At 42.9% G+C, this 23618-nt stretch carries 24 protein-coding genes and 3 pseudogenes; 9 read left to right on the top strand and 18 right to left on the bottom strand.

The window, feature by feature from the left end; all coding sequences use genetic code 11:
* Window positions 1-4 precede the first annotated feature (4 nt).
* The 3 genes from NMG48_RS03080 (at window position 5) to NMG48_RS03090 (ending at window position 3321) form a co-directional block, all read left to right on the top strand.
* Window positions 5-1405: a sensor histidine kinase gene (locus NMG48_RS03080; protein WP_271253932.1), complete on the top strand. Its 1401-nt coding sequence runs from the start codon at window positions 5-7 to the stop codon at window positions 1403-1405.
* 3 nt (window positions 1406-1408) lie between these two features.
* Window positions 1409-2401: a pentapeptide repeat-containing protein gene (locus NMG48_RS03085; RefSeq protein ID WP_271253933.1), complete on the top strand. Its 993-nt coding sequence runs from the start codon at window positions 1409-1411 to the stop codon at window positions 2399-2401.
* 203 nt (window positions 2402-2604) lie between these two features.
* A complete protein-coding gene (locus NMG48_RS03090; protein ID WP_271253934.1) occupies window positions 2605-3321 on the top strand; it encodes a hypothetical protein in 717 nt (238 codons plus the stop codon).
* A 130-nt stretch (window positions 3322-3451) separates the two neighbouring features.
* Here NMG48_RS03090 and NMG48_RS03095 read toward each other — a convergent pair.
* Window positions 3452-4255, bottom strand: a pseudogene (locus tag NMG48_RS03095) (HsdM family class I SAM-dependent methyltransferase); the annotation flags it as partial.
* A 67-nt stretch (window positions 4256-4322) separates the two neighbouring features.
* On the opposite strand from NMG48_RS03095, the gene NMG48_RS03100 reads away from it, so the two are divergent.
* Both NMG48_RS03100 and NMG48_RS03105 read left to right on the top strand, forming a co-directional pair.
* Complete coding sequence (locus NMG48_RS03100; protein WP_271251623.1) at window positions 4323-4691, top strand: helix-turn-helix domain-containing protein; 369 nt, start codon at window positions 4323-4325, stop codon at window positions 4689-4691.
* A gap of 29 nt (window positions 4692-4720) precedes the next feature.
* Window positions 4721-5269 (top strand): annotated as a pseudogene (locus tag NMG48_RS03105) (transposase); the annotation flags it as partial.
* 10 nt (window positions 5270-5279) lie between these two features.
* Here NMG48_RS03105 and NMG48_RS03110 read toward each other — a convergent pair.
* The 8 genes and pseudogenes from NMG48_RS03110 to NMG48_RS03145 form a co-directional block, all read right to left on the bottom strand.
* Window positions 5280-6011, bottom strand: a pseudogene (locus NMG48_RS03110) (type I restriction-modification system subunit M); the annotation flags it as partial.
* Window positions 6012-6053: 42 nt separating this feature from the next.
* Window positions 6054-6455 carry an HNH endonuclease gene (locus NMG48_RS03115; RefSeq protein WP_271253937.1) on the bottom strand — a complete coding sequence of 134 codons (402 nt, stop codon included), beginning with the start codon at window positions 6453-6455 and terminating at the stop codon, window positions 6054-6056.
* On the bottom strand, window positions 6455-6814 hold the full coding sequence (locus NMG48_RS03120) for a hypothetical protein (protein ID WP_271253938.1): 360 nt from the start codon (window positions 6812-6814) through the stop codon (window positions 6455-6457). Before NMG48_RS03120 ends, NMG48_RS03115 begins: the two co-directional genes overlap by 1 nt.
* Before the next feature lie 31 nt (window positions 6815-6845).
* On the bottom strand, window positions 6846-7040 hold the full coding sequence (locus NMG48_RS03125; protein ID WP_271253939.1) for a hypothetical protein: 195 nt from the start codon (window positions 7038-7040) through the stop codon (window positions 6846-6848).
* A 25-nt stretch (window positions 7041-7065) separates the two neighbouring features.
* Window positions 7066-7494 (bottom strand): virulence RhuM family protein, encoded by a 429-nt coding sequence (locus NMG48_RS03130; RefSeq protein WP_271253940.1) that lies wholly within the window; start codon window positions 7492-7494, stop codon window positions 7066-7068.
* Window positions 7491-8780, bottom strand: a complete 1290-nt coding sequence (locus NMG48_RS03135) for a restriction endonuclease subunit S (protein ID WP_271253941.1) — start codon at window positions 8778-8780, stop codon at window positions 7491-7493. The genes NMG48_RS03130 and NMG48_RS03135 overlap by 4 nt, the downstream gene beginning before the upstream one ends.
* A 43-nt stretch (window positions 8781-8823) precedes the next feature.
* Window positions 8824-9294, bottom strand: a complete 471-nt coding sequence (locus NMG48_RS03140) for a hypothetical protein (RefSeq protein WP_271253942.1) — start codon at window positions 9292-9294, stop codon at window positions 8824-8826.
* Window positions 9291-9530, bottom strand: a complete 240-nt coding sequence (locus NMG48_RS03145; protein ID WP_271253943.1) for a hypothetical protein — start codon at window positions 9528-9530, stop codon at window positions 9291-9293. Before NMG48_RS03145 ends, NMG48_RS03140 begins: the two co-directional genes overlap by 4 nt.
* A 181-nt stretch (window positions 9531-9711) precedes the next feature.
* Between NMG48_RS03145 and NMG48_RS03150 the strand changes: the two genes are divergently transcribed.
* Window positions 9712-9936 (top strand): type II toxin-antitoxin system ParD family antitoxin, encoded by a 225-nt coding sequence (locus NMG48_RS03150; RefSeq protein WP_271253944.1) that lies wholly within the window; start codon window positions 9712-9714, stop codon window positions 9934-9936.
* Between the two features lie 7 nt (window positions 9937-9943).
* Here NMG48_RS03150 and NMG48_RS03155 read toward each other — a convergent pair whose 3' ends face one another.
* The 5 genes from NMG48_RS03155 to NMG48_RS03175 form a co-directional block, all read right to left on the bottom strand.
* Window positions 9944-12739, bottom strand: a complete 2796-nt coding sequence (locus NMG48_RS03155) for a type I restriction endonuclease subunit R (RefSeq protein ID WP_271253945.1) — start codon at window positions 12737-12739, stop codon at window positions 9944-9946.
* Between the two features lie 58 nt (window positions 12740-12797).
* A complete protein-coding gene (locus NMG48_RS03160; protein ID WP_271253946.1) occupies window positions 12798-14033 on the bottom strand; it encodes a dihydroorotase in 1236 nt (411 codons plus the stop codon).
* 86 nt (window positions 14034-14119) lie between these two features.
* On the bottom strand, window positions 14120-15205 hold the full coding sequence (locus NMG48_RS03165; protein ID WP_271253947.1) for a hypothetical protein: 1086 nt from the start codon (window positions 15203-15205) through the stop codon (window positions 14120-14122).
* 1 nt (window position 15206) lies between these two features.
* Window positions 15207-15632: a large conductance mechanosensitive channel protein MscL gene (gene mscL / locus NMG48_RS03170; protein ID WP_271253948.1), complete on the bottom strand. Its 426-nt coding sequence runs from the start codon at window positions 15630-15632 to the stop codon at window positions 15207-15209.
* Between the two features lie 92 nt (window positions 15633-15724).
* Entirely contained in the window at window positions 15725-16141 is a 417-nt protein-coding gene (locus NMG48_RS03175; RefSeq protein ID WP_271253949.1) for a hypothetical protein, read from the bottom strand.
* Window positions 16142-16696: 555 nt separating this feature from the next.
* On the opposite strand from NMG48_RS03175, the gene NMG48_RS03180 reads away from it, so the two are divergent.
* From NMG48_RS03180 to opcA, 3 genes are all read left to right on the top strand, one after another.
* Window positions 16697-17512 carry a mechanosensitive ion channel family protein gene (locus NMG48_RS03180; RefSeq protein WP_271253950.1) on the top strand — a complete coding sequence of 272 codons (816 nt, stop codon included), beginning with the start codon at window positions 16697-16699 and terminating at the stop codon, window positions 17510-17512.
* A gap of 271 nt (window positions 17513-17783) precedes the next feature.
* Window positions 17784-19313, top strand: coding sequence for a glucose-6-phosphate dehydrogenase (gene zwf, locus NMG48_RS03185; RefSeq protein ID WP_271253951.1), 1530 nt, complete (start codon window positions 17784-17786; stop codon window positions 19311-19313).
* A gap of 122 nt (window positions 19314-19435) precedes the next feature.
* On the top strand, window positions 19436-20557 hold the full coding sequence (opcA, locus tag NMG48_RS03190) for a glucose-6-phosphate dehydrogenase assembly protein OpcA (protein WP_271253952.1): 1122 nt from the start codon (window positions 19436-19438) through the stop codon (window positions 20555-20557).
* 69 nt (window positions 20558-20626) lie between these two features.
* Here opcA and NMG48_RS03195 read toward each other — a convergent pair whose 3' ends face one another.
* The 4 genes from NMG48_RS03195 to NMG48_RS03210 form a co-directional block, all read right to left on the bottom strand.
* Window positions 20627-20947 (bottom strand): hypothetical protein, encoded by a 321-nt coding sequence (locus tag NMG48_RS03195; RefSeq protein WP_271253953.1) that lies wholly within the window; start codon window positions 20945-20947, stop codon window positions 20627-20629.
* A gap of 276 nt (window positions 20948-21223) precedes the next feature.
* The gene (locus tag NMG48_RS03200; RefSeq protein ID WP_271253954.1) at window positions 21224-21520 is read right to left on the bottom strand and encodes a hypothetical protein; all 297 of its coding nucleotides are present in this window, start codon (window positions 21518-21520) and stop codon (window positions 21224-21226) included.
* A gap of 166 nt (window positions 21521-21686) precedes the next feature.
* Window positions 21687-22784 (bottom strand): AI-2E family transporter, encoded by a 1098-nt coding sequence (locus tag NMG48_RS03205; RefSeq protein WP_271253955.1) that lies wholly within the window; start codon window positions 22782-22784, stop codon window positions 21687-21689.
* A gap of 126 nt (window positions 22785-22910) precedes the next feature.
* Window positions 22911-23612 (bottom strand): ABC transporter ATP-binding protein, encoded by a 702-nt coding sequence (locus NMG48_RS03210; RefSeq protein ID WP_271253956.1) that lies wholly within the window; start codon window positions 23610-23612, stop codon window positions 22911-22913.
* Between the last annotated feature and the right edge of the window lie 6 nt (window positions 23613-23618).

The raw sequence follows: 23618 nt of genomic DNA on the forward strand, positions 1-23618 counted from the left end.
TGCTGTGCAACCCTCTCTTTTTGTATATAATCAAACAAATATACCTGTTGCCATGAAACTGGAATTGCTCTGGCTGCTTGTAGGAATTATCATTGGGGCGATCACCACTAGTGCTTGCTGGTTTAGCTGGCACTATGCCCAAAAGAGACGTAATCGGAAATTTCGGAAGCGATCGCGACAGGTGTTTAAGGTCAAATCACTCCATAGCCTTAAATCTTGGGCACAAAATATTCAACAAAATATTCAACAAGATTTACAGCAAAAATATCGCGATCAATTTGGGAATAATCAATTTCTCGAGTATGAGTCTGATCGCCTATTGTGGGAAAAAATCGTTGAGGCTGCCCCCATCGGTTATATCCAAGTTGATCAAGATAATCACTTAAATGTCTGTAATCAAAGGGCGGCAACCATGATGGGAATTAATAACCATCAGCAGGGGCTACTCCGCAAGCCATTTTTATTACAGGTAATTCGCTCCTATGAACTCGATCATTTAATTGAACAAACCCGATCGCAAAGTATGGGTTCTCAAGTTGATTGGGTATTTCATCCTGCTATTCCCGATCCTGTTGATCCAGTACCTCAACAGGGCAGACCGATTCGAGCCTATAGTATCTATCTTGATCAGGGACAGGTAGGGATTTTTTTAGAAGATCGTCAAGAGGCGATCGCCATTGCTCAACAGCGCGATCGCTGGACATCGGATGTTGCCCATGAGCTAAAAACTCCCCTCACTTCGATTCGCTTAGTTGCTGAGACCATCGAGCCAAGAGTCGATCCTTCCGCCAGAATTTGGGTAGAGCGGCTCCTTAGTGAAATCGATCGCATTACCAATCTGGTGAAAGACCTGCTCGATTTAGGACAGATGGATGTGGGTATTGAGCCGCCTTTGCATCTCCAAGAGGTAAATTTAGCAGCCCTAGTGCGATCGGTATGGACAACCTTAGAGCCATTGGCGAATCGGAAGCAGGTTAGCCTCAAATATATTGGTGATGAGACAACATCTTTGCTGGTTGATGAGTCGCGCATTTATCGACTACTGCTCAACTTATTAGACAACAGCATCAAGCATAGTCCTGCCCTCCAGAGCATTACCATTAAAGCTAGTGTGGTTGATACCAATATTGAAATTGAGACTATTGATGCTGGGGAAGGTTTTCCTGAAGACTCCTTACCCTACTTGTTCGATCGCTTTTATCGCATTGATCCATCACGTACTCGCTCAGGACTTGATTATGGGGGTAGTGGTTTAGGTTTGGCGATCGCCCATCAGATCGTTTTATTACACAAAGGGACGATCACTGCGAAAAATCATCCTGAGACTGGGGGAGCATGGATTACAATCGCGCTACCATATCAACACCCTGCAAACAATGGAAAACTTGCAAACCTTACAGCGTAAATCATGAGTGCAGACAAACTTTTGAAGGAATATGCTGCTGGTCGGCGTGACTTTGCCAGTATTAATCTAGCTAATGCCAATCTATTTAACAGTGATTTAATTGGTGTTAACTTAACCAAAGCCGATCTCAGACGTACAAATTTAGTCTTTGCTTATCTAAACAAAGTCACTTTTAATCATGCCAATTTAGTTGGCGCAAAATTAGGTGGGGCAACCCTCAACCAAGCGATCATGATGAATGCCAACCTCTCCGAAGCTGATCTGCATGGCGCAATGTTGCAAAGGGTAAATTTATTTGGAGCAAATCTTTCTTTAGCTAACTTAATGGATGCTAATCTGGGGGAAGCGGACTTACGCAGTGCAAATTTGCGGGGGGCAAATTTACGTTGTGCGATCTTAAGTGCGGCTCTGATGCGCGAAGAGCGAGGCTATCCACCCACAACCATGAATGGTGCGAACTTACGCAAAGCTGACTTACGGGGGGCAAACCTCAGTGGAGCGGATCTGTCTGGGGTCGATCTTTCGGAAGCCAATCTCAGTGAAGCAACCCTTGCGAGGGTTAATTTACAGGGTGCAAATCTCAGTGGGGTGATCGCGATCGGGACAATTTTTACGGAAGCCAATCTGAATAATGTCAATCTTACGGAAGCTAACTTGAAGAATGCCAATTTCACCAAGGCGGATCTTAAAAATGCAAATCTCCGTTTAGCAAACTTATTTGGCGCTAATTTGAGCAAGGCAAATGTTAGTATGGCGACTTTAAGCAATGCAGGCTTAATTCAGGCTATCCTCACAGGTACAGATCTATCGCGATCGCTACTTGATAAAGCTAATCTCAGTCAAGCGAGTTTAGTGGATGCCTATTTAGTCAGAGCTAATCTCGATGGCGCTGACCTCAGCTATGCCGTTCTCACCAGAGCCGAGCTAAGCGGAGCCAGTACCATTGGTACAATCTTTAGTGGCGCAACCATGCCCGATGGCAAAAACCATCCCTAAATTTAGGCATTGCCCTTGACTTGCCTAACCACCATCTACCAAGATGGCAACATAAATTACGGCAATTGCTGCATAAACAAATATCATTTAGGGCAACATTGTCTAACAAAAAGTAGTGATTTAGAGGTTAGAATGGACGGCGCTTTAGTCAGGCATTCTCATCCTAATATCCTGCTATCTTTAGCAACATCACAAAAAAGTCTATGGAAGATTTAAATCTTCTAGAGGAAGTTATAGATAGCTTGGAGCAAGACAGCAATGTACTTCGCATCAAACGACTCATCCTCTTCACTTGTAATGACACTTGGTCAAATGATGTCAACGAAGTCAAAACGTTGCATATCCGTCAGCTTGTGCGCGAATTGATGATTTTATTCCCCAATCTCAATACACTCAAGCAAAAGTTAAATAGTCATGTCAAGCAGCTTAGCAAGCAATCAGATTATCTGCTTGCTGCCGATAATATTATCGATAGCATCGGGTTTCTCTATACCTTGCGAGATGAAGGTAAACTCCCGAATAGCTTTTTACATCCCGATGAAGCTGTGGCGATCACATATCGCAACGAAGCTGACATCATTGATCCTGATAGTCAGTCAACAATTCCCCATCGCCATAATCTTAAATATTTAACGAATTTATTTGATTTACGGGCGGACATTTCGCGAAATATCAGTCCACTCCATGCCAAGATTCTATTATTTTCGAGTCTTCATTATCGTTTTAGTCCACAAGAACGGGACTGGTCTGCACTCTATACCTATGATCTCGATGATTTGATGCAGCTTATTTTCCAAACCTATGAAACCTTTGATGCGTTAGAGCAACAGCTAACTCAAGTCAGTCAAACTCTTGATCATGCAGAAGATGCAAAACGTGCCTCAGCCGTAATTTTACAGGCGCTAAGACCTTTCTATTAAAAGAGATAGGCACTTCGTACCTATCTCTTTTATCGCGATTTTATATTGCGTATATCAATCTAGTAAAGAGGGCTGTGTCCTCACCAAAGGTGGGGACACAGCCCTCTTTACTTCGCTTACTTGAAAAGAGCTATATTGCGATCGCATTAAGGTTTTCCATAATTTCCCGAAAGCTGTCTAAGCCTGCTTCGATATTTTCGATGATTTCATTAGCCAGAATGTCGGGATCGGGGAGATTATCGAGATCGGCGAGGCTTTTGTCCTTGAGCCAGAAAATATCGAGGTTGGTTTTGTCTCGCGCCATGATTTCGTCATAGCTAAATTTGCGCCAGCGTCCTTCGGGGGTTGCTTCTGACCATGTTTCGATGCGGTGGTAGCGATCGCCTGATTTGTAGCAATCGATAAAAGGCTGGAGATCTTCAAGTTTGAGGGGATTTTTCTTGAGGGTATGTTGGACATTGGTGCGGTAGTCATAGATCCAGACTTCCTTTGTCCAAGGCTCTTTGGCGGCGGGTTTGTTGTCAAAAAAGAGGACGTTTGCCTTGACTCCTTGGGCATAAAAGATGCCTGTGGGCAGTCGCAAAATTGTATGTAAATCGGTGGTTTTCATTAGCTCTTTGCGGACGGTTTCGCCTGAGCCGCCTTCAAAGAGAATGTTGTCGGGAAGGACGACGGCGGCTTGTCCGTTGACTTTGAGCAGGGTGCGGATATGCTGCAAAAAGTTGAGTTGTTTGTTGGAAGTGGTTGCCCAAAAGTCTTGGCGGTTATAGCTAAGGTCTTGGCGTTCCTGTTCGCCTTCTTGGTTGGTGATGGTGATGCTGCTTTTTTTGCCGAAGGGTGGATTGGCGAGGACATAATCAACGCGAATACCTTCATCGGAAATGAGTGCGTCATTGGTAGAGATAAAACTATCGCCATCAATTTCGCCGATGTTACAGCCTATTGAGGGAAAGAGTAGTACAAGATAAGCTAGGATAGCAAAACCCAAAAGAGAGTAAAAAATGGCACCTTACTCACTAGATCTCAGAGAAAAGATCGTAGCAAACTACGAAGCAGGAAATACATCGATTCGGGAAGTAGCGAAGCAATTTCAAGTCGCGACGAAAACAGTGCAAAAACTACTGAATCAATACCGAGAGACAGGAGAACTAAACCACAAACCATTAGGTAGTCCAATCAAAAGTCCCCTCGAAGCGCATCAGGAGAAAATCCTCGAAATTGTCTCAGAGCATCCAGATTGGACACTATGGCAGTACTGTGAAGAAGTAGCAGAACAAACAGGAGTATCAGTGACCACAGGCAGCATGTGCCGATTTTTCCAGAGGCATAACATCACTCTAAAAAAAAGACCTATCGCCATGAAAAGGTAAAAAGTGAGGCAGTACAACAGCAAAGATGTGAATTTTGGGAAGCATTGAATGAAGTGAAAGCTGAAGATCTGATTTGTATTGATGAAACGGGAGTATGGCAGGGGATGGAACGCTCTGTGGCAAGAAGTGAATGTGGCAAAAGAGTATTCAGTCTTCGTCCCTTTTACAAAGGTCAGAAATACACAATAATTGGCGCTATTTCAGTTGATGGGATTGTTTGCCTGAAAACGATTCAGGGTTCTATGAAAGGAGCAGATTTTCTCACCTTTGTCCAAGATGACCTAGTACCTAAATTACGTCCTGAGCATAGGATCATCATGGATAACCTCAACTGCCATAAAGTTGAGGGGGTCGCAAAAGCAATTACAGCGACAGGTGCTAAGATTTTGTACTTACCCACCTATTCTCCTGATTTTAATCCAATTGAGATGATGTGGTCGGTTCTCAAATATTTTATTAGATTGCTTAGACCTCATTCTCAAAAACTACTTCAGCATTTAATCAACGTTTTCCCTTACTTGTTAGAAAAAGATTTCTTCAAAAATTGGTTTACTAAGTGTTGTTACTGTACTACTTAATCCCTCAATGGACTGTATGCAAAAACATATTCATCAAGCAGAGGCGGCGGGTACTGGCGACGATTTCATTTCCTGAGAAGGTGCGATTTTTGAGAAAGATTTTCTGATCTTTGTCGAGGCGATGGTGTTTGATGATGTGGTCATAGGCGGCGAGAAAGAATCCTCCTGTACCACAGGCGGGATCGTGAATGGTTTTGCTGGGTTGCGGATTGACGCAGGCAACCATTGCTTTGATTAAGGCTCTGGGGGTGAAGTATTGTCCTGCACCGCTTTTGGTGTCTTCGGCGTTTTTCTCTAGCAGTCCTTCGTAAATGTTGCCTTTGACATCGGTTCCCACCATTGTCCATTGCTCTTTGGCGATCATGTCGATGATTTTGAGCAGTTTTGATGGGTCTTGGATTTTGTTTTGCGATTTGGTGAAGATTTGCCCTAATGTGCCTTTTTCGGTGGCAAGCGATCGCAACATTTGGTTGTAATAATTTTCGAGTTCTGCGCCGCGTTTGTTGCTGGTGAGGGTTGCCCAGTCGCACTTTTCGCCGTTAGCGATTTCGTTGCCTTCTGCGTCTTTGATGTGCGGAAATTTGATGATTTTGCTGTAGGGCGGTTTGGACATTTCGTCTGCCATTTTGAGGAATAGCAGGTATGTAATTTGTTCGAGGTAGTCGCCATAGCTCACACCGTCGTCACGTAGGACGTTGGCGAAGTTCCAAACTTTAGAGATTAGGCTTGATTCGTTACTCATTTGTAGCTTTTCTTTTTTAGATAATTTAGATTTAGATAGGTTTTAAGGAAATAAGCCCAAACGTATCCATAGTTTTCTTGCTGAAAGTTGGCTGGAGCTATTCATCATTAATTTTTCTACAGTGACTTTGCCGATATCAGTTATGCCATTGACTATGCCTGATTCAGGATCGGCTAAAAAATGTTGATGCCACTGATCATTTCTCGGATTGAATAGTCTAACTTCAATATTTGAGTTAGGAGAAATTACGCTAGTACTTGAGCCTTTACGCAAATTGCAGGATCTACAAGCAAGGGCTAAATTGTCTGCGTTATCTGTGCCTTGTTTGGAGATGGGGATAATATGCTCTACTTCAAAGGGAAAGTTGAAAACTAGTTCTGGTGCGTGGCAATATTCGCAATGATGATTAGCTCTGGCAGATACTTCTGAATAATATTGATTCATTAATTCAAAGGCTGCACTAATAATTCTGTGCGCTTAGTGGCGGCTTTTAGCTCGGCTTCAACTAAACTATCAAGTTCTGCTTGTTTTTCGGTTGGTAATTCTTGACCCTGCTCTCTAGCAATTCGCCAATGATTCATTAGTTCGGATAGTCGTTTTTGCTGGTTGGCACTAAAAAATGAGTCGGGCTGAAAGCTCTGAATAATTAGCATCCCGCTAAAGTCAGTTTCCTCTAGTTGTGTGGTTAGCCTATCTAAGGCTTGTCCCGCAGTTTTGCCTGTGCTTTGTTTGTCTCCCGCGATCGCACGGTAGGATTTTTCGCCATTGATGTTTGAAATAGGCAAAATTGCTACTGTTGTCATTGGTTTAACTTGGTGAGCTTGGTGTTTTAAATTATAGTTCAGCGATCGCTAAGATATTTTCTCTGTTTGCTTGGAGTTGCTGTAGTTGCATATTTAAGTTTACTGGCTCAAAAAATGGATTATGGCGATCGCTACGTTTTACTTCTTCAATTCCAATAGAATTTGATTGCTGAATAATAGCTAGTTGATCAAATAATTCTCTGATAGTAGGAATTTCTTTAGCCATTTTTATCCGTTTAATATACTGATAATCAAGTATTTAACTGTTTCTGATTCAGAGGTTTTACTGGATGCGATAAATAGGGTAAGTGTTGTTTTTGGTTGATGGCATAGCCTTGGACTAGATAATCTTTGAGGCGTTGGGTCGCCCATTGGCGAAATTGTGTGCCTTGTTTGGATTTGACGCGATAGCCAACTGAGATAATTACATCGAGGTTGTAGTATTTGGTGTTGTATTTTTTGCCATCTGTGGCAGTATGTAAGAATTCCTTACTAACTGAAATTTCGTCTAGTTCACCTTCTTTGAAAATATTGCCGATGTGTTGTGTGATCGCTACCCGATTGCGTTGGAATAGTTCTGCCATTTGTGCTTGAGTGAGCCAAACTGTGTCGGTCTCAAATTTGACGTTTAGCTCGATTTGGTTGTCTTGGCTTTGATAAATTTCAATGTTGCTATTCATTTACTTTTCTTGTTTTTAACTCTTTCCAATAGTTTAGCAGCAGGTTCCCAGTCGGGTTGTTGGCGACAGGTTTGGAGTTCGTCTTGGCTGAGGAGTTTGCCTTCAAAGGCTTTTTTGAGGATGCTTTGTCGTAATGCTTGGGCTTTTTCTAGGCTTTGATCAATGCTTTCTTTAAGTTTGTCGCAAACAGATAGACGGGTTTCAATTTCTTGGACAATTTTGTTTTGTGAAGTCTTATCCAAGTAGGGAACCTTAACACTTTTGATAGTTACTTGGCTAACTGTATTTTGACCAGCAGATGAAACCATATTGTCATGAATATATTTCCTTGTCTCTGGCATTTGAAAAAAATAAAAGTAGAACTTTGAGTTAAATTTGTCAGGATCTAGACTCAATCTTATGAAGTGATCGCAAAAAGTCCAAGTCTCTAATTCATCTTTTTGTGTAAAAGAAATTAATCTGCCAACTAAATCCTTACTGCCATTAACTCTAATTACCAGTAAGTCATTTTTACTGATTTTATATTTTTTAATTTCAGTATCATCTAATAATATATACCTAGGAGACTCATAATTAATTTGTAGATCTGAAATATCTGCTAAACGCAATACTTTAGTTTCCTTACCACTTATCCCTTGTCTCTTTGAGATTCCATTTTGCGATGATTTTATAATCTCCTCAAAAGAAACAAGTTCAATCCCGTCCAACATCTTTTTAAAAACAGATTGGCGATAGATTTCTAGTTTAGATTTGGCGGCTTTGAGGTTGGCTATGCCGTTGTCTAGTTCGCTAAATAGTTGCTCAATTTTGGCAGCGATCGCCCTTTGTTCAGGCACTGGCGCAAGAGGTAATGGAAGCTTTTTAAGTATTGTTTGACTTATATTTGGCTGAGCACCTCCAGTACCTTGCTCAATCAATTTTTGTCTTTTGTGAAATAGATAATTAAATAAAAATTTGGTTTCAAATAATTTGTTTTTATAAATGCCACATATTGCCTGATTTGTAGTTGCAGGAACACCTAAAACAGCAAGTTTCCCAATAGTTGCACCATAAAGAGCAATTAATAAAGTTCCTTCTGGGAAAATTTTTGCACTTGATTTTTGTACTGCTTCATCAGAAATATGTTCTTCAGTATCAAAGATTATGTTGTAGTTTAATTCCCCTGATTTAACCCAAGGAATTGTCCCCTTGTAATATTCCGATTTACTTCTGCTTGGCGTTCCTCCTGAAGTAGTAAAGCAAACATCCCCTAATTCAACCTCAATCCAATCTTCTCTCATCATCATTAACCTGATTTATCGCCCAAAACTCTCAAAATAATAGATTTGTCTATAGCTGGATATCTTGCCACTCAAAAGCCTCAGTAAACAACGACAAATGACGCACATTAGTCGTCGCAACTACCACATAACGACTAGGAAACTCATCTCGTAATAATTGCCAATGAGCGCAAACAATTGCATCAACATCAATACCAGTCAAATTTGACATTGGTTGCCCCTGTAAACGCGACCTTGCCCAAATATCCGCAGCCTTGCCCAACACTTGCGGAGAAACTGATATAAATTCAACAAATTCATGCAACTCATCTAGTGCAATTAATGAATGCGATCGCCGCTCAAAACGCATCGCTTCAAGCACTAAATTTCGTCTTACCTCATAATCACAAATATCTGAACTGACAACATATACACTCTTTGCTAACAAACTATACAGCCAATTCTCACACGCAATAACCAGAGTATTCTTATTGGGATTGGACAATATGCCAATTACACCAGAATCGAGAAATACAATCATAGATAAAGTTTGGCATCCACAGCGCGATCGCTATCGATGCTTACCTTAAATCGATCAAAAGCAACCTCAGCTTCTTGCATTTCTGATACTGTCATTTGCGCTAGCCGATTACGTCTTTTCTCTAAAAATTTTTGTGCTAAGTTAATTCGCGATGAATTATCCCACAAAGGATAATTTTTTAAATGAAGACGGAATAGCTCATTAGCAGTCTCTCTAACTTGTTCTTTTGCCAACATATCAAACCTCTTCAGCAAATATAAACATTATAAAACGATACACCAACCAAACTAGATTACCCATAGCAATGAATGCTTTGCTTATGACCTAACCCCCAACCCGCAGCAAATTGCGATCGTCAAAATCATCTCATCAGACAAATAACATATACTCAAAAATAATCCCTACGCTGAATGAGTCATGACAACCCTAACCGTCACCCTCCCCGAAGCACTAACCCAATATTTGCAAGAACAAATCGCATCAGGACATTACAACAACACCGACGATTATATTCAAACCCTGATCAAACAAGACCAAGCTCGCAAAACATACCTTGAACCTCTAATCCTCGAAGGCATCGCTTCAGGTGAAGCAACCCCAATGAAAGAAAACGATTGGGACACAATCCGTCAAGCTGTCTGATAGATGCTTACGCCGCCAGTGCCTCATTTAACTCCTCGATAATCTCACCCATGCGATCGCCAAAAAGTTGATACATCTTACCGACACCTCCCTCCGCATCAAAAGGCGTATATTCCAAATCATCCACATCAATATGAAAACTTGAAATGATATGTTCCTTCATCATCCGTAACCAGCGCATCTGCTCCTCCGTAAACTTCAACGCGCCCGCCTGCTTACCAAATACCCAATTCTGAAAATTGCGATCGATCATCTTGTCATAGGGAGTCAACGCATTATCAATTCCCGTCACCCGTCGAATCAGCGCAACTAAAGCTACCAACTCATTTTTGGGACTATCAACCCGCACATTTTCTAATTGCTTGTACGCATCCCAAACATAGGTCGGCGCTAACATCGGACGATCCGCCTTTAACTTCTCTAATAGCTCCTGCACCATCCGATAGGTTAACTCCCGTCGGCGATAGGGCTGATCATAAAATAGGCTCAAAGCCACGATTTCATCGCGATTTGCGGCAATATAATCAGTAAAATCTTGAATCATCGCGCTAGCCTTATCGACCGAAAAAGCATCAAACTCTGACTTCAAAATCTTGTCCTGATTGATCGTATCGATAATCTGTTCATGCACCTTCCGCACATTCTCAAGGTAAGTATTCAACTCACCATTAAAATTTGCTGAGGCAAGATCCGCTAACTCTGACTGCGCTTGTTTAAGCGCCGACTCTTCTAAAGCAGGAGTGCGATCGCCTAGAGGCAAATTGTTGATCAAAGCCTCGGATCTTTCCGCGATCGCATCAGGATCGTAAGCCGTCAACAGATCCTTGACCACAGTATGAATACTCTTACCGCCTGTAAGCTCCGTAAATTTCACCTGCTCAGGTTCCGTTAGTTGTTTATCTAATCGCATCAACCGATTAGCCAAGGTCAAGAATAAATCCTCATCCTGCGCTCCCATCGTCACGGCTCCCAATAAATCCTTAAGCGGAACATTGGGCTTGCGCTCTAGCGGACGACTATCGGTTTTCTTCGACTTCATCGCGCCGACAGCATCGACAATCACAAAATGGGTTTTCGTAAAATTCGCCGTGCTAGTCACCCTTTGCAAATCATCAAAGGCGATCGTTCTTGTGCCGCGCCCCTTCATCTGCTCGAAGTAATTGATACTCTTGACATCGCGCATAAATAGCAACACTTCCAAGGGCTTCACATCGGTTCCCGTAGCGATCATGTCCACGGTTACAGCGATGCGTGGATGGAAATCATTGCGGAAGCGATTTAGCACCGATTTGGGATCTTCCTTACTCTGATAAGTCACCTTTTTACAAAACTCATTCCCCTCGCCAAATTCCTCCCGCACGATCGCAATAATGTCCTCAGCATGGCTATCCGTCTTCGTAAAAATCAATGTTTTCGGTACTTCATACTCACCATTAGGCATGACGCGATCGCGAAAAATCTCCTCCTTTAACGCCCGTTTGAACTCCCGAATAATTTCGCGAATTTGATTAGGATTCACCACATCGCGATCTAACTTATTCGCCTTATATTCAACATCCTCATCTAACTGTTCCCAGCGCTTTTTACGAGACAGCTTTTCGCGCTTGTCGATATATTCCTTCGCTTTCAGTTTTGCGCCATTTTTCGTAATTTCCGTCTCAATCGTATAAACGTTGTACGGCACATTCACCCCATCCGCGATCGACTCCTCATAGGTATACTCGCTGACCACATTCTGATTAAAAAAGCCAAAGGTGCGCTTATCAGGCGTAGCCGTCAGCCCAATCAAAAACGCATCATAATATTCCAACACCTGCTTCCAAATGTTATAAATCGAGCGATGGCACTCATCAATGATGATGAAATCGAACTGCTCGATCGCATTTTTTAAGGAATAGCTCACGGGCAAAGGTTCTTTTTTCTGCCAACTCCAAGCCGACTCATTGGGGTTTTCCTGCTCTGCCGACTCATCTAATTCCTTACCCTGCAAAATTGAATAGAGTCGCTGAATTGTGGAAATGCACACCTGACTATCGGAAGCAATATAGCTAGAACTCAGACGCTGCACATTATAAAGCTCCGTAAATTTGCGATTATCATCCGTCGGCTGATATTTGAGAAACTCCTGTTCCGCCTGTTCTCCTAAATTCTTGGTATCCACTAAAAATAAAATCCGCTTGGCTCTGGCAAACTTCAACAACCGATACACAAAAGTACAAGCCGTAAAAGTCTTTCCCGCCCCCGTCGCCATTTGAATCAACGCCTTGGGACGATTGGCTTTAAATGATGCCTCCAAATTAGCGATCGCCTTAATCTGAGCAGGTCGCAACCCCTCTGCTTTTAATTCAGGAATTTTATTCAGCCTTGCCCGTAAAGTTTCCGATTCTGCCATCCATTCCGCTAAGGTTTCAGGACGATGGAAATGAAACACAGCTCTAGCTCTCGGCTTGGGATCGCGATAGTCCGTAAACCTAGTTAACGCGCCTGTGCTTTCATAAACAAAGGGCAAAGGATCGTTTTTGAGATATTTCAGCTTGCTTACGGCGTAATATTTCGACTGCTCCTCATGGGCGCTCAGTTTCTCCCCCTCCTCTTCTCGCTTGGCTTCGATAATGCCCACAGGTTTCTTATCGACAAACAAAACATAGTCCGCAATCCCCGCATCGGTCTGATATTCCCGAACCGCCACACCTCTACTAGCCGCCAGATTAATCTTGCTCTTTGATTGCACGCCCCATCCCGCCGCAATCAACATCCCATCGATTTTATCTCTTGCGATTTGTTCTGGATTTTGGTTTACCATCACATTTTTAGGTAAATAATACCTAAATTATAGCTCTAGGGCGCTCTGCGCCCTAGAGCTATAGAACCTTGCCGATTAGCGATCGCCCGATGTAGCTACTATTTTTTGATTGTGAGGCGATCGCTTTTGCATCAACTAGCCATTCCAAGTTTGGATCGAAAAGAGTGGCAAGCTGAGGTTGAGCGAGTCCGAGAATTTTGGCAGGATTAATACTTAGCGCGTTCCATAATTCGCTTGCAGTTAATAATCCTGTAGTCACTAGGTTTTGCCAAAGTACAGGAAGCGCAAATTCTAAGCCGATCGCCCCAACGGGAGCTACCTCAAAGGGAACGACTTTTTCCTCATAGGCGCAGGGGGTATGATCGATCACGATCGCGTCGATGACTCCAGAACGAATACCTGCAATGAGTGCAAGGCGATCGCCTTCGCTACCAAGGGGAGGCATGAGGCGCAAATTGGGATCGTAACTTTCTAAATCGCGATCGCAATGACAGAGATGGAGCCAAGTTGTACTTGCGGTTACTGGCAAGCCATCGTTTTTGGCTTGGGCGATTAGTTCTACACTCTGCGCCGTAGAAATTCGCATAAAGTGAGTCGGGGCTTTGGTGAGGCGGACTAATTCGATGAGTGCCGCAAGGGCTGAAGTTTCGGCGGCGGCGGGATAGCCCGTCATGCCATATTGCAAAGACCATTTGCCCTCACGGATCACCCCACTGCCAGCCAGATCAGGATTTTGGGGAAATAGGGCGATTGGCTTGCCCAAGGGTTTGACATATTCCATCGCTCGGCGCACTAACAGGAGATTAGAGATCGGTTTGCTATCGGTAAAGCCAATGACGGATTCGGCAAGTTCCGCCATGTCTGTCAGTTGTTTTCCCTCTAAGCCTTTGGTAATTGCCCCCCAAGGTTGCAAGCGATCGCCATATTTCTGCTGCACATTGCGCCAAAATTCTAGCGCTGCAATATCATCGATCGCAGGTTGAGTATTGGGCAAAATCCCTACGGTGCTAAAACCACCATTTTGGGCGGCTTGGACTAATTCGGCAATGGTTTCTCGTGATTCATGCCCCGGTTCACCACTGGTACTGTAAAGATCGATCGCCCCAGTTCCTAAAATTAGCCCCGATCGCTCATCAACATTGGTATTTTCAGGAATTTGGTTAGCATCAACGTTCAGATGAATTTGGCGATCACCATCTATGAATATATCTGCAAATTTATCAGTAGCATCTGCATCAAGAATGCGTACCTGTTTGAAGAGGGTGGGATACGCAAGGGAATTTTCTAAAGGCATAACAAAACGATTTTCTTTTTACTGTATAGCGCGATGGGTATCAAATCCTAAAAAAGTGTGGTGATGCAAAGCATCACCACACTTTTTTATTGAACAATATTTAGTGATTTTTGATTTCGGTAATAGCTGCGCCATTGCCATTTACCCTGTGGGTCAATATTGGGTGTGAGTACGCGCACATCAAGGGAATTTAAGCCAATTTCTTGGACAACAAGCTCAGGATAGCGATCACCATTAATTTCCTGAATACCATAGAGCGCATAACTACTCACACTGTCATTAATATAGGAGAGCGCCCGCGTATGGGTCAAAATTGGTTCCGCATTCCAATCATTGCCTGATTTTCGGAGCATCACTAACATGCTGTACTCTTGGCGCTCAAGGGCAGGGCGCGATAAAAAATCTTTCCAAACTTGGGGATCAAAGCCTGTTGGACGTTGTGAGTTATCGAGGCGCAAACCTGCAATGATTTCAGGTTGATTATCGCCGTCAATATCCACACATACGAGGGAAGCGATCGCCACCTGCGAAGTTGCCGCTTGATTTGCCCCCAGTTTTAAAAATAAATTGCGAGACTTATCTAATACAAGGGGTTGAATTTTGCTGGGGCAGTTAAAGAAATAAGTGCGATCTTCTTTCGTAACGAGGCGATCGCTTGCCACAATTGTTAAATTCGATTGTTTTAAGACAGTGGGATCAAAGCCCTTGGCTGGTTGATTTTTGTCATTAGGATTCGGCTCCTGCACTTTAAAACTGGCGATCGCGCCAAAGGCATCGGAACCACGCACCGCACTAACTTGAAACATTCCTAGAGGCTTACCGAACTGTACCAAAGAAAACTTGCTACCGACGGGGATCGATTGAATTACCCGATCCAAACTACCTAGCTGCTCTACGAGATCCGACGGCACAATTCCCTCAATTGTCTTGCCATCAGGAGAAGCCTGAATGAACAAAAACATCGGTACGGGGGACTTAGTTTCTTCAGGCTTTTTGTCGTTATTCGGACTCACGCAAGCATTAATACCAATCGCAATTCCTAAAGTAATCAGAAATCCAAGAGCCGCATGGCGAAATTTATACGTGAATTGTCTAAATGGCATAATGGGCGATCGGTCTAGAAAAATATTTCCAAATAGAATGTAGGTGATTGCTGAGCAACCACCTAACATTCTATTTGGATTCCATCACTTCCGCTAAGCGTTCAACCGCTAAAGTCAAACGTTCTTGGGGATCAGGCTTGACTTCAGGTGCGACAGCTTCCTCTCGTTGTTTTTTGCGCTTCGCGGCTTCAAAGGTACGAATGATTAAAAAGATCACAAAGGCAATGACGAGAAAGTTGATCACAGCAGCAAGAAATACACCATATTTGATGCCATTGATTTGCAACTTGGCTAAATCTTCAACATTAGCAGCTTTGAGGGCAGGATTTAAAAGCAGAGGGGTGATGATGTCCTCGATCAAAGAGGTAACAATTTTTCCAAAAGCACCACCAATAATCACCGCAACTGCTAAATCAATCACATTACCTTTCAAAATGAATGCTTGAAAGTCTTTAATAAAACCACCAGCAGCCCGTTGCCCATTTTGCAAAGCCATAACCTATTTCTCCTAAATTTGATTTGATCGGCAATCTACAAAGTTGACTTTGCCAACTTTGTAGATTGTTTTAAAGACGCTGAAAACAGTTTTTAATTATCATGCTTTTGATCACGTTTTGCTGATCGCACTTCATTACTCTTATTCCAAGGTAAGGCGATCGCCTGATGTCGATATAACCGATACATCAAATACATACAAGCCGCAAAATATCCTGAGCTTAAGGTTGCTTTGAGTAATTCTGTCGTCACTTGAATTGACTGCCCATCACTGGGTACACCACCCATCGCACTATAGGAGATCGCCCAAGTCACCATCAAAGCGATCGCTACTTGGCTGACATCGCGTACCTTACGACTACTCCTCTGCCGCACCAAAGCGATCGCCGATGGGATCAGCCCAAATACAGGCATCAAGCAAAAAAACATCTCGATTCTTTCCTTAGTAGAATCTCGTGATATTTGCTCTGGAGTTTCAATTTGGCGATCGCGTTTAGGATAACGACTCATAGATGTACCCTTACTCAGATGTTTATAGAGCGGCTTCGCTACTCTACAAGCTTATTTTACTGCGCGTTCCTAAGATCTCTCTGGGGCTTATTTTATGGCTAAAAACTACGGCACACGCACAAGCGTGTGCCGTAGTTTTTAACGACAGTTCGAGTTAAGCTGGCAAATTTTCAAAGCCCAAAAGTAAAAGCCTTGCGTAGCAAGGCTTTTACTTTTGGGCTTTGAGAGAGGGTTTGCGTAGCAAACCCTCTCTCAAAGCCCGTTTCAAATTATCCCGAACTCGCATTTTTTAGTTGCGCCTAGCTACTTATAAATATTAATAAACTCATAAACTCTGTAGCATTTTTCCCAGCATCGTTCAAAATCTATAGATGTTGATGTCAGTGAATATTGCCATCTATATTTCTTATTAGTTTTATTAAGCTAAATTGGCATTTTGAATTTGATTTTAGGGTTAGGCTGAGCATCATTTTGTACTGCTCAGCCTAACCCTAAAACCTCGCCACTATTAGCACCACTAAATCTCTCAACCAATAGGAGTATTTCTTTACAGTAATGGATCCAACGACACTTCAAAATATTCTCTCCACAAATTTAAACCTGCTGGCTGGTGCAGCATTTAAGGTAATTGCAGCGATCATCCTCTGGTTTATTGGACGCAAACTCATCGATATTTCGATCAACATCACCTCACGCGCCCTCAGAAATCAGCGCATTGATCCCACACTGATCAGCTACCTGATTTCTAGCCTTGCGGTGCTATTAAATATCATTTTAGTAGTTGCCATTCTTGGTTACTTTGGTGTTGAAACAACGTCCTTTGCCGCACTGTTAGCGGCGGCTGGTGTAGCGATCGGAGCCGCATGGAGTGGATTGCTCGCTAATTTTGCCGCAGGTGCATTCCTGATTATCCTTCGCCCCTTCCAAGTTGGTGATTTCATTTCCGCCGCAGGCATCACAGGCACTGTTGTCGAGATTGGTCTATTTGTTACTACCATCAACACCCCTGATAATGTCCGCACGATCATCGGTAACAACAAACTGTTCTCTGAAAATATTCAAAACTTCTCTGCTAATGACTACCGCCGTGTCGATATTAAAGTACAGCTAGATCACTCAGTTAATCCTAGTGAAGCAATACGTGTTCTCCAAGAACGAATTGCCAATATTCCTAACGTAATTAGTAATCCTGTTCCTGTAATTGAGATCCTTGACTTCACTCCAATGGGTCCCGAATTAGCAGTACGTCCATTCTGCAACAACACCCACTATTGGCAAGTTTACTTTGACACCAATCGTGTCATCCGCGAAAGCTTTAGTGAGTCAGGCTTCCCCACTCCTAAACAACATTTCCAAATTCGCCAATCTTAAGAAACGTCAATTCGGGTTAAGCTAGCAAATTTTAACAGCCCAAAAGTAAAAGCCTTGCGTAGCAAGGCTTTTACTTTTGGGCTTTGATAGAGGGTTTGCTACGCAAACCCTCTATCAAAGCCCATTTCAAATTATCCCGAACTCGCGTTAAGAACCAACAAGCCCTGCATTGCGGGGCTTGTTTAGCAGCGATCCTAAAGGAAAACATACGATATCTCTCGAACACTAGATGTATTGGCTAGAATCTAGCTAGCGTTCAACAACCGAGCCTGTGGTACAAATACTCGAAAATCCCTTACGGGTTGGTTTACAGCAAGAAAGAACCCCTGAACCATTGATCCTTGTGATCTTCGGTGCATCAGGCGATTTAACCATCCGAAAGCTTGTTCCAGCAATCTACCATCTCAAACAGCAGCGTCGGCTGCCACCTGAACTGACCATCGTTGGCGTGGCCCGACGACCTTGGAGTCATGATTATTTTCGTGAGCAAATGCGCGAGGGTATAGATAAGTTCTCAGTAGGCGTTGGGGCAGAAGCCATTTGGCAAGATTTTGCTGAAGGCTTGTACTATCAATCGCTGGATATGAGCAATCTTGATGATTATCGTAAGCTCGATGAATTGTTAGGAGAGATTGATAAAGAAAGAGGTACTCGCGGTAATCGAGTCTTTTATTTAGCAGTTTCGCCTAATTACTTCACCGATGCGATCGAGAAGCTAGGGCAAGCGGGAATGATTAAAAATGCCCAGAAAACTCGCGTGGTCATTGAGAAACCTTTTGGTAGAGATTTATCGTCCTGTCAAGATCTCAACCGCGTAGTGCAGAAAGCTTGTGATGAAAAACAGATCTATCGAATTGACCATTATCTAGGCAAAGAAACGGTTCAAAATCTTTTGGTTTTGCGCTTTGCCAATGCCATTTTTGAGCCATTGTGGAATCGACAATTTATCGATCATGTGCAAATTACAGTTGCTGAGACTGTTGGTGTGGAAGATCGGGCGGGCTATTACGAAAACTCTGGGGCGCTCAGAGATATGCTGCAAAACCATTTGATGCAGCTTTTCTGCTTAACTGCGATGGAGCCACCTAACTCAATGGATGCCGATTCATTGCGAAATGAAAAGGTAAAGGTGATTCAAGCAACTCGTCTTGCCGATACTCGCAAACTAGAGCGATCGTGTGTACGCGCTCAATATAGTGAAGGTTGGATGAAAGGTAAGCAGGTACAGGGTTATCGCCATGAACCAAATGTTAATCCTGAATCCCTTGTGCCTACCTATGTTGCGATGAAATTTGAAGTCAATAATTGGCGTTGGCAAGGTGTGCCTTTCTATTTGCGAACTGGGAAACGGATGCCGAAAAAGGTCAGTGAAATTGCGATTCAATTCCGTGATGTCCCCTATTTACTATTTCAGTCAGCCGCTAAGCAGGTTTCTCCCAACGTGCTAACACTAAGGATTCAACCTAATGAGGGGATCGCCTTAAAATTTGAGGCTAAGATGCCGGGGGCTGATCTGCGATCGCGTTCCGTAGAAATGGATTTCGGCTATGGCAAAACCTTTGGTATCGAAGGCTCCGATGCTTATGATCGCTTGCTATTAGACTGTATGTTAGGCGATCAAACTCTATTTACACGCGGTGACGAAGTAGAAGCTGCTTGGAAAGTAGTAACACCTGCTCTTACTGCTTGGGAGCAGCCTAATGATCCCAGCGTCGTTCCTCAGTATGAGGCAGGCACTTGGGGACCAACGGAAGCAGAACAGCTAATCGAGCGTGATGGACGACAGTGGCGACGACTATAAACCCTTAAATAAGTTGGCTGAGCCAACTTATTTAAGAACAAATAATGTTTTAGAGATTTGGGTATATTCCAAATCTCTAAAACTCAAGGTAAACGGTGTTGATTTAGATTTAACTTTTTCCTATGAATACTCAAGCAACTCCCGTCGTATCTTTGCAAGCTCCCAAAGATGTCTCGGTATCCCAAGTCGAAGCAGAGCTAAGCAAAATCTGGCAGTCCTATGGTGAGAACTCTGCGGCTCGTGCCACCACCTTTAACCTATTAGTATATGAACCAGAAACCATTGGCGCAGCATCACGGATTGCTTCGGTAGAATCGATCGCTTCTCAAAGCCCCTGTCGAGTCATTGATCTCGTCACAGTTGAGGGGGAGGATCAAGGAATTTCCGCACAGGTAGCAGCTTATTGTCCAATTCAAAAAAGTCGTAGCTCCTTAATTTGTGGAGAATATATCACACTCTCTGGGGCAAAGACTTCCTTTGAGCGGGTGCATAGTATTCTTCCAGAATTGCTGATCCCCGATTTGCCTGTATTTCTCTGGTGGAAGGATAGCCCTGCTCCCAATACAAGAATGTTTGAGAAGTTGGTTAATTTAAGCGATCGCTTAATTATGGACTCGGCAACTTTTAGTAATTCTGAAGCAGACTTGCTAAAGGTCAAAGCAATGATCCAAGCTAGCACCCAAATTGCCGATCTCAACTGGCAAAGGCTAGCTCCTTGGCAAGAACTCACGGCTCAAGCCTTTGACCAACCCGATCGCCGTGCTGCCGTTTGGGAAATCGATGGAATTACCATTGACTATGAACGCGGTAATAGTACCCAAGCCCTGATGTTTTTAGGCTGGATCGCTAGCCGTTTGGAATGGGAACCGATCGAACGTACCAGTGAGGGTGGCGATTATGACATTCAGCATATTATTTTTGAGGGGCGACACGATCTCCGAATCAAAGCTGAACTCGCCGCGATCCCCGTTGGTGATCCTGGCGAAGTAGTAGGTGATTTGATTGGGTTGCGCTTAACTGCTTCTAATCAAAATACTGATGCTTGTAATGTGTTCTGCTCTGAGTCAACGGGCTGTATGCGGATGGAAGCTGGTGGCGGCGCACAGAACTATCGTGTGCATCAGGTGTCACCTTTATCTGATCAAAGTGCTGATACCCTACTCGGTCAACAGTTACAACGCTGGGGGCGAGAGGTTCTTTTCGAGGAAAGTCTGGCACTCGTAGCAAAAATATTAACTCTATAAAGAAAGGCTCGCTAAGCGAGCCTTTCTTTATATAAATCAAAAAAGGGCTGCAACGCAGCCCTTTTTTGATTAAAATTCTTCGATTTCTAGTTGTCCGACAATAAAGGCGACACAGCCAAATGCACAGGTAATGGGTAGGGGATTTTTAAAGATAAAACTAAATATTGATGCAATGCAGGAAATCGTGATCGCAGCTAATGTCCAAAACTTTTCATCATCACTCATCCCCTTAGCAGCTTTGATCTCTCGAAGGGTATCGTTAGGGATTGGTAAGGGCATGACAGAGCTGGGCGGAAATGCCCAATAATTACAGCAGCGCTCTACAAATAGGTCAGTCCAACCATTTTCTTGACACCATTCGTCAATCCATTCATCCCGAAAACGCTTCATATGCACAAGTTGTCAGTTGGTCTATAAAAAGAGAAACATGAGTAGCATTTGCGCTGCTCATGTTTATTTTATTTAGATTAACAGAGTATCTATTGATTGGGTTATAAGTTACAAAAACTTAAAGTAACGTCAGTTCGATCAAGCTTGCAAATTTTAAAACCCCAGAAGCAAAAGACCTGCCTAGTAAGTCTTTTGCTTCTGGGATTTGAGAGAGCGTTGGCGTAGCAAACCCTCTCTCAAATCCCGTTTTAAAGTATCTCCAATGCTTATAGCTTTTTATTGCTTAGCTTCAACATTTACAAATGAGTTATCACAAAGATCAAAAGTTTCAGTTTTCCCAGCAGCTAAAGATGAAGTCAAGAAGGATTTACTGATCTTCCCTTCGCTATCACGACGATTGACAGATACATTGCTCACTGCTCGTCCAGTGGTATTTGTGGCTGTATAGGTAACACAATTCTGTCTGGGGGATTGTTTAGTTGAAATAGGGAGATAAACTGTTGCAGCTTGAGCCTGACCAACAATTTGTACTTGAGTATTAGAGATTGCTGTACTTAGAAATAAATCAAACATATTTTTTAGAATATCGTGAGCTAAATAATAGATATTCCCCTCTAAAAAATAATATTAACTTTATTTCAATGACAAATAACCATATTAAAGGAGTTTATATAAATTTTTTGAGTTATTCAAGGGAAAGCTCTATCCATCAAATAGGGCTTTCCCTTGAATCTCTTTGTTACTTAATTACAACTTCTGTATGTTCCTCAGCGATCGCCTTTATTTCTTCTTTCGTCGGTGGAATCTTGACACCACGGATCGTATCAAAGGTTCCTTTGATAAAACCAGCGATCGGTACTGCTACCAGCAAGCCTAAAACACCATTCAACTTAAACCCAATATCGAGAGAAATTAACATCCAGACTGGATTTAGCCCCGTTAACTCCCCAACAATACGGGGACCTAATACATTTTCCACGACCTGAATAACAGCTACAGCTACCAGCAAAACCTTTACTCCCAACCAAAAGTTTTGTAGGGCAAGCAAGAGGCTAATCGTGATAATTGATGTTGAGCCACCAAGGGGAATTAAACTCGCAATCCCAATTCCAAATCCAAACAGTTGGGCTAAGGGGACACCTAAAATGAGCAGGGCAGTGGTTTGACATATACCAAGAATCGTAGCTAAAGTAACCTGTCCGACAATAAAGCGCTCAAAATTGCGAGGGAGTAAATTACGTACCTGATCATTCCATTTTTGAGGCAGCCAGCTTAGCAATCCATTCCACAGATCTTGCCCACGCAGAACTAGAAAAATGGAAAAGACTAAAGTTAGAAAGATGTTGACGATACTACCGATCGCACCAAAGACAAGTCCAAAAAGCTGACTCGTTAAAGATCTCAATACACCAGTTAGTTTTTCAATTAATTGATTAAAAGTACTGCTGATATCGATTGGTAATTGCTGCGCGATCGCCCAAGTCTCAAGGGTTTGCAACTGCTGCTGACCTGACTTAATCCAATCAGGCAGACGCACAAGTAATTCATTTGCCTGTGCCAAAATTAGCGGTACAAGAAAAATGGCTAGAGTGCCAAGCAGCATGAAAAATATGAGGATCACTAATCCTGCGGCGATACCTCGCTTTACTCTCAATTTAATTAGAAAGCGAATGGGATAATCTAGCAAAAACGAAATCACTGTTGCCGTAATGAGAATACTAACTAATGGTTGCAATTCTCTACCAAGCAATAGCAATAGCCACCCGTTCAGGAAAATTAACGGGAAGGTTAAGCCCAGTGAAAACCAACGAGGCAACTTATTGAGGGTCTCAATCATACGAAACAATGCGACGCGCTAGATATCTATGTATAAAGTGTAAGTTAAAACACAACTTTTCACTTTTTCCATGGTAGCCAATAAATAAGAGAGTTGCTTGTTTTGCTGGGTCTCAGACATCAGCAATTAACCCAAATAAGCCTGACGCACTCTTTCATCAATCAATAAGTCTGATGCTTGCCCCTCAATTGTAATTATTCCTGACTCCATCACATAGCCACGATTCGCATTTTGTAAGGCTAAGTTAGCATTTTGTTCTACCAATAAAATCGTTACACCAGACTTATTCAGTTCCACAATCGTTTTAAAAATTTCTCGTACAATTTGCGGCGCTAAGCCTAAGCTCGGTTCATCTAGCAGTAATAACTTCGGGCGACTCATCACCGCACGGGCGATCGCTAACATTTGTTGTTCGCCACCACTTAGGGTTCCAGCGAGTTGATCGCGGCGCTCACCGAGGCGTGGAAATATCTGAAATTGCTTTTCGATATCGGCTTTAATCCCCCAGCGATCGCTCCGCAAAAAAGCACCGAGTTCCAAATTATCTAATACCGTTTGTCGAGCTAATACTCGGCGACCTTCGGGACTATGGGCAATGCCAGCTTGCACCACTTGATCAGGTCTTAAGCTCGTAATATTTTTGCCGTTGTAGAGGATCTGTCCCGATCGCGGTGATACCAAGCGCGAAATAGTGCGTAAAGTTGTCGTTTTGCCCGCACCATTTGCCCCGATTAAAGTGACAACTTCACCCTCATTGACAGTCAAGCTCACATCTTGCAAAGCCTGAATTCCGCCATAGTTAACACTAAGGTTGTTGATTTCTAACATTGGATC

Origin of the sequence: Pseudanabaena sp. Chao 1811 (assembly GCF_027942295.1) — a bacterium.
Classification (GTDB): domain Bacteria; phylum Cyanobacteriota; class Cyanobacteriia; order Pseudanabaenales; family Pseudanabaenaceae; genus Pseudanabaena.

Bases quoted from the DNA above. Each gene is read 5' to 3' on its own strand.
- NMG48_RS03165 (WP_271253947.1), bottom strand. From the start codon at position 15,205: ATGTTAGGTGGTTGCTCAGCAATCACCTACATTCTATTTGGAAATATT.
- NMG48_RS03085 (WP_271253933.1), top strand. From the start codon at position 1,409: ATGAGTGCAGACAAACTTTTGAAGGAATATGCTGCTGGTCGGCGTGAC.
- mscL (WP_271253948.1), bottom strand. From the start codon at position 15,632: ATGGCTTTGCAAAATGGGCAACGGGCTGCTGGTGGTTTTATTAAAGAC.
- NMG48_RS03145 (WP_271253943.1), bottom strand. From the start codon at position 9,530: ATGTTGGCAAAAGAACAAGTTAGAGAGACTGCTAATGAGCTATTCCGT.
- NMG48_RS03115 (WP_271253937.1), bottom strand. From the start codon at position 6,455: ATGAATCAATATTATTCAGAAGTATCTGCCAGAGCTAATCATCATTGC.
- NMG48_RS03175 (WP_271253949.1), bottom strand. From the start codon at position 16,141: ATGAGTCGTTATCCTAAACGCGATCGCCAAATTGAAACTCCAGAGCAA.
- NMG48_RS03205 (WP_271253955.1), bottom strand. From the start codon at position 22,784: ATGATTGAGACCCTCAATAAGTTGCCTCGTTGGTTTTCACTGGGCTTA.
- NMG48_RS03195 (WP_271253953.1), bottom strand. From the start codon at position 20,947: ATGAAGCGTTTTCGGGATGAATGGATTGACGAATGGTGTCAAGAAAAT.
- NMG48_RS03100 (WP_271251623.1), top strand. From the start codon at position 4,323: ATGGCACCTTACTCACTAGATCTCAGAGAAAAGATCGTAGCAAACTAC.
- NMG48_RS03140 (WP_271253942.1), bottom strand. From the start codon at position 9,294: ATGATTGTATTTCTCGATTCTGGTGTAATTGGCATATTGTCCAATCCC.
- NMG48_RS03155 (WP_271253945.1), bottom strand. From the start codon at position 12,739: ATGGTAAACCAAAATCCAGAACAAATCGCAAGAGATAAAATCGATGGG.
- opcA (WP_271253952.1), top strand. From the start codon at position 19,436: ATGAATACTCAAGCAACTCCCGTCGTATCTTTGCAAGCTCCCAAAGAT.
- NMG48_RS03120 (WP_271253938.1), bottom strand. From the start codon at position 6,814: ATGACAACAGTAGCAATTTTGCCTATTTCAAACATCAATGGCGAAAAA.
- NMG48_RS03150 (WP_271253944.1), top strand. From the start codon at position 9,712: ATGACAACCCTAACCGTCACCCTCCCCGAAGCACTAACCCAATATTTG.
- NMG48_RS03160 (WP_271253946.1), bottom strand. From the start codon at position 14,033: ATGCCTTTAGAAAATTCCCTTGCGTATCCCACCCTCTTCAAACAGGTA.
- NMG48_RS03125 (WP_271253939.1), bottom strand. From the start codon at position 7,040: ATGGCTAAAGAAATTCCTACTATCAGAGAATTATTTGATCAACTAGCT.
- NMG48_RS03180 (WP_271253950.1), top strand. From the start codon at position 16,697: ATGGATCCAACGACACTTCAAAATATTCTCTCCACAAATTTAAACCTG.
- NMG48_RS03135 (WP_271253941.1), bottom strand. From the start codon at position 8,780: ATGATGATGAGAGAAGATTGGATTGAGGTTGAATTAGGGGATGTTTGC.
- NMG48_RS03130 (WP_271253940.1), bottom strand. From the start codon at position 7,494: ATGAATAGCAACATTGAAATTTATCAAAGCCAAGACAACCAAATCGAG.
- NMG48_RS03090 (WP_271253934.1), top strand. From the start codon at position 2,605: ATGGAAGATTTAAATCTTCTAGAGGAAGTTATAGATAGCTTGGAGCAA.
- NMG48_RS03210 (WP_271253956.1), bottom strand. From the start codon at position 23,612: ATGTTAGAAATCAACAACCTTAGTGTTAACTATGGCGGAATTCAGGCT.
- NMG48_RS03200 (WP_271253954.1), bottom strand. From the start codon at position 21,520: ATGTTTGATTTATTTCTAAGTACAGCAATCTCTAATACTCAAGTACAA.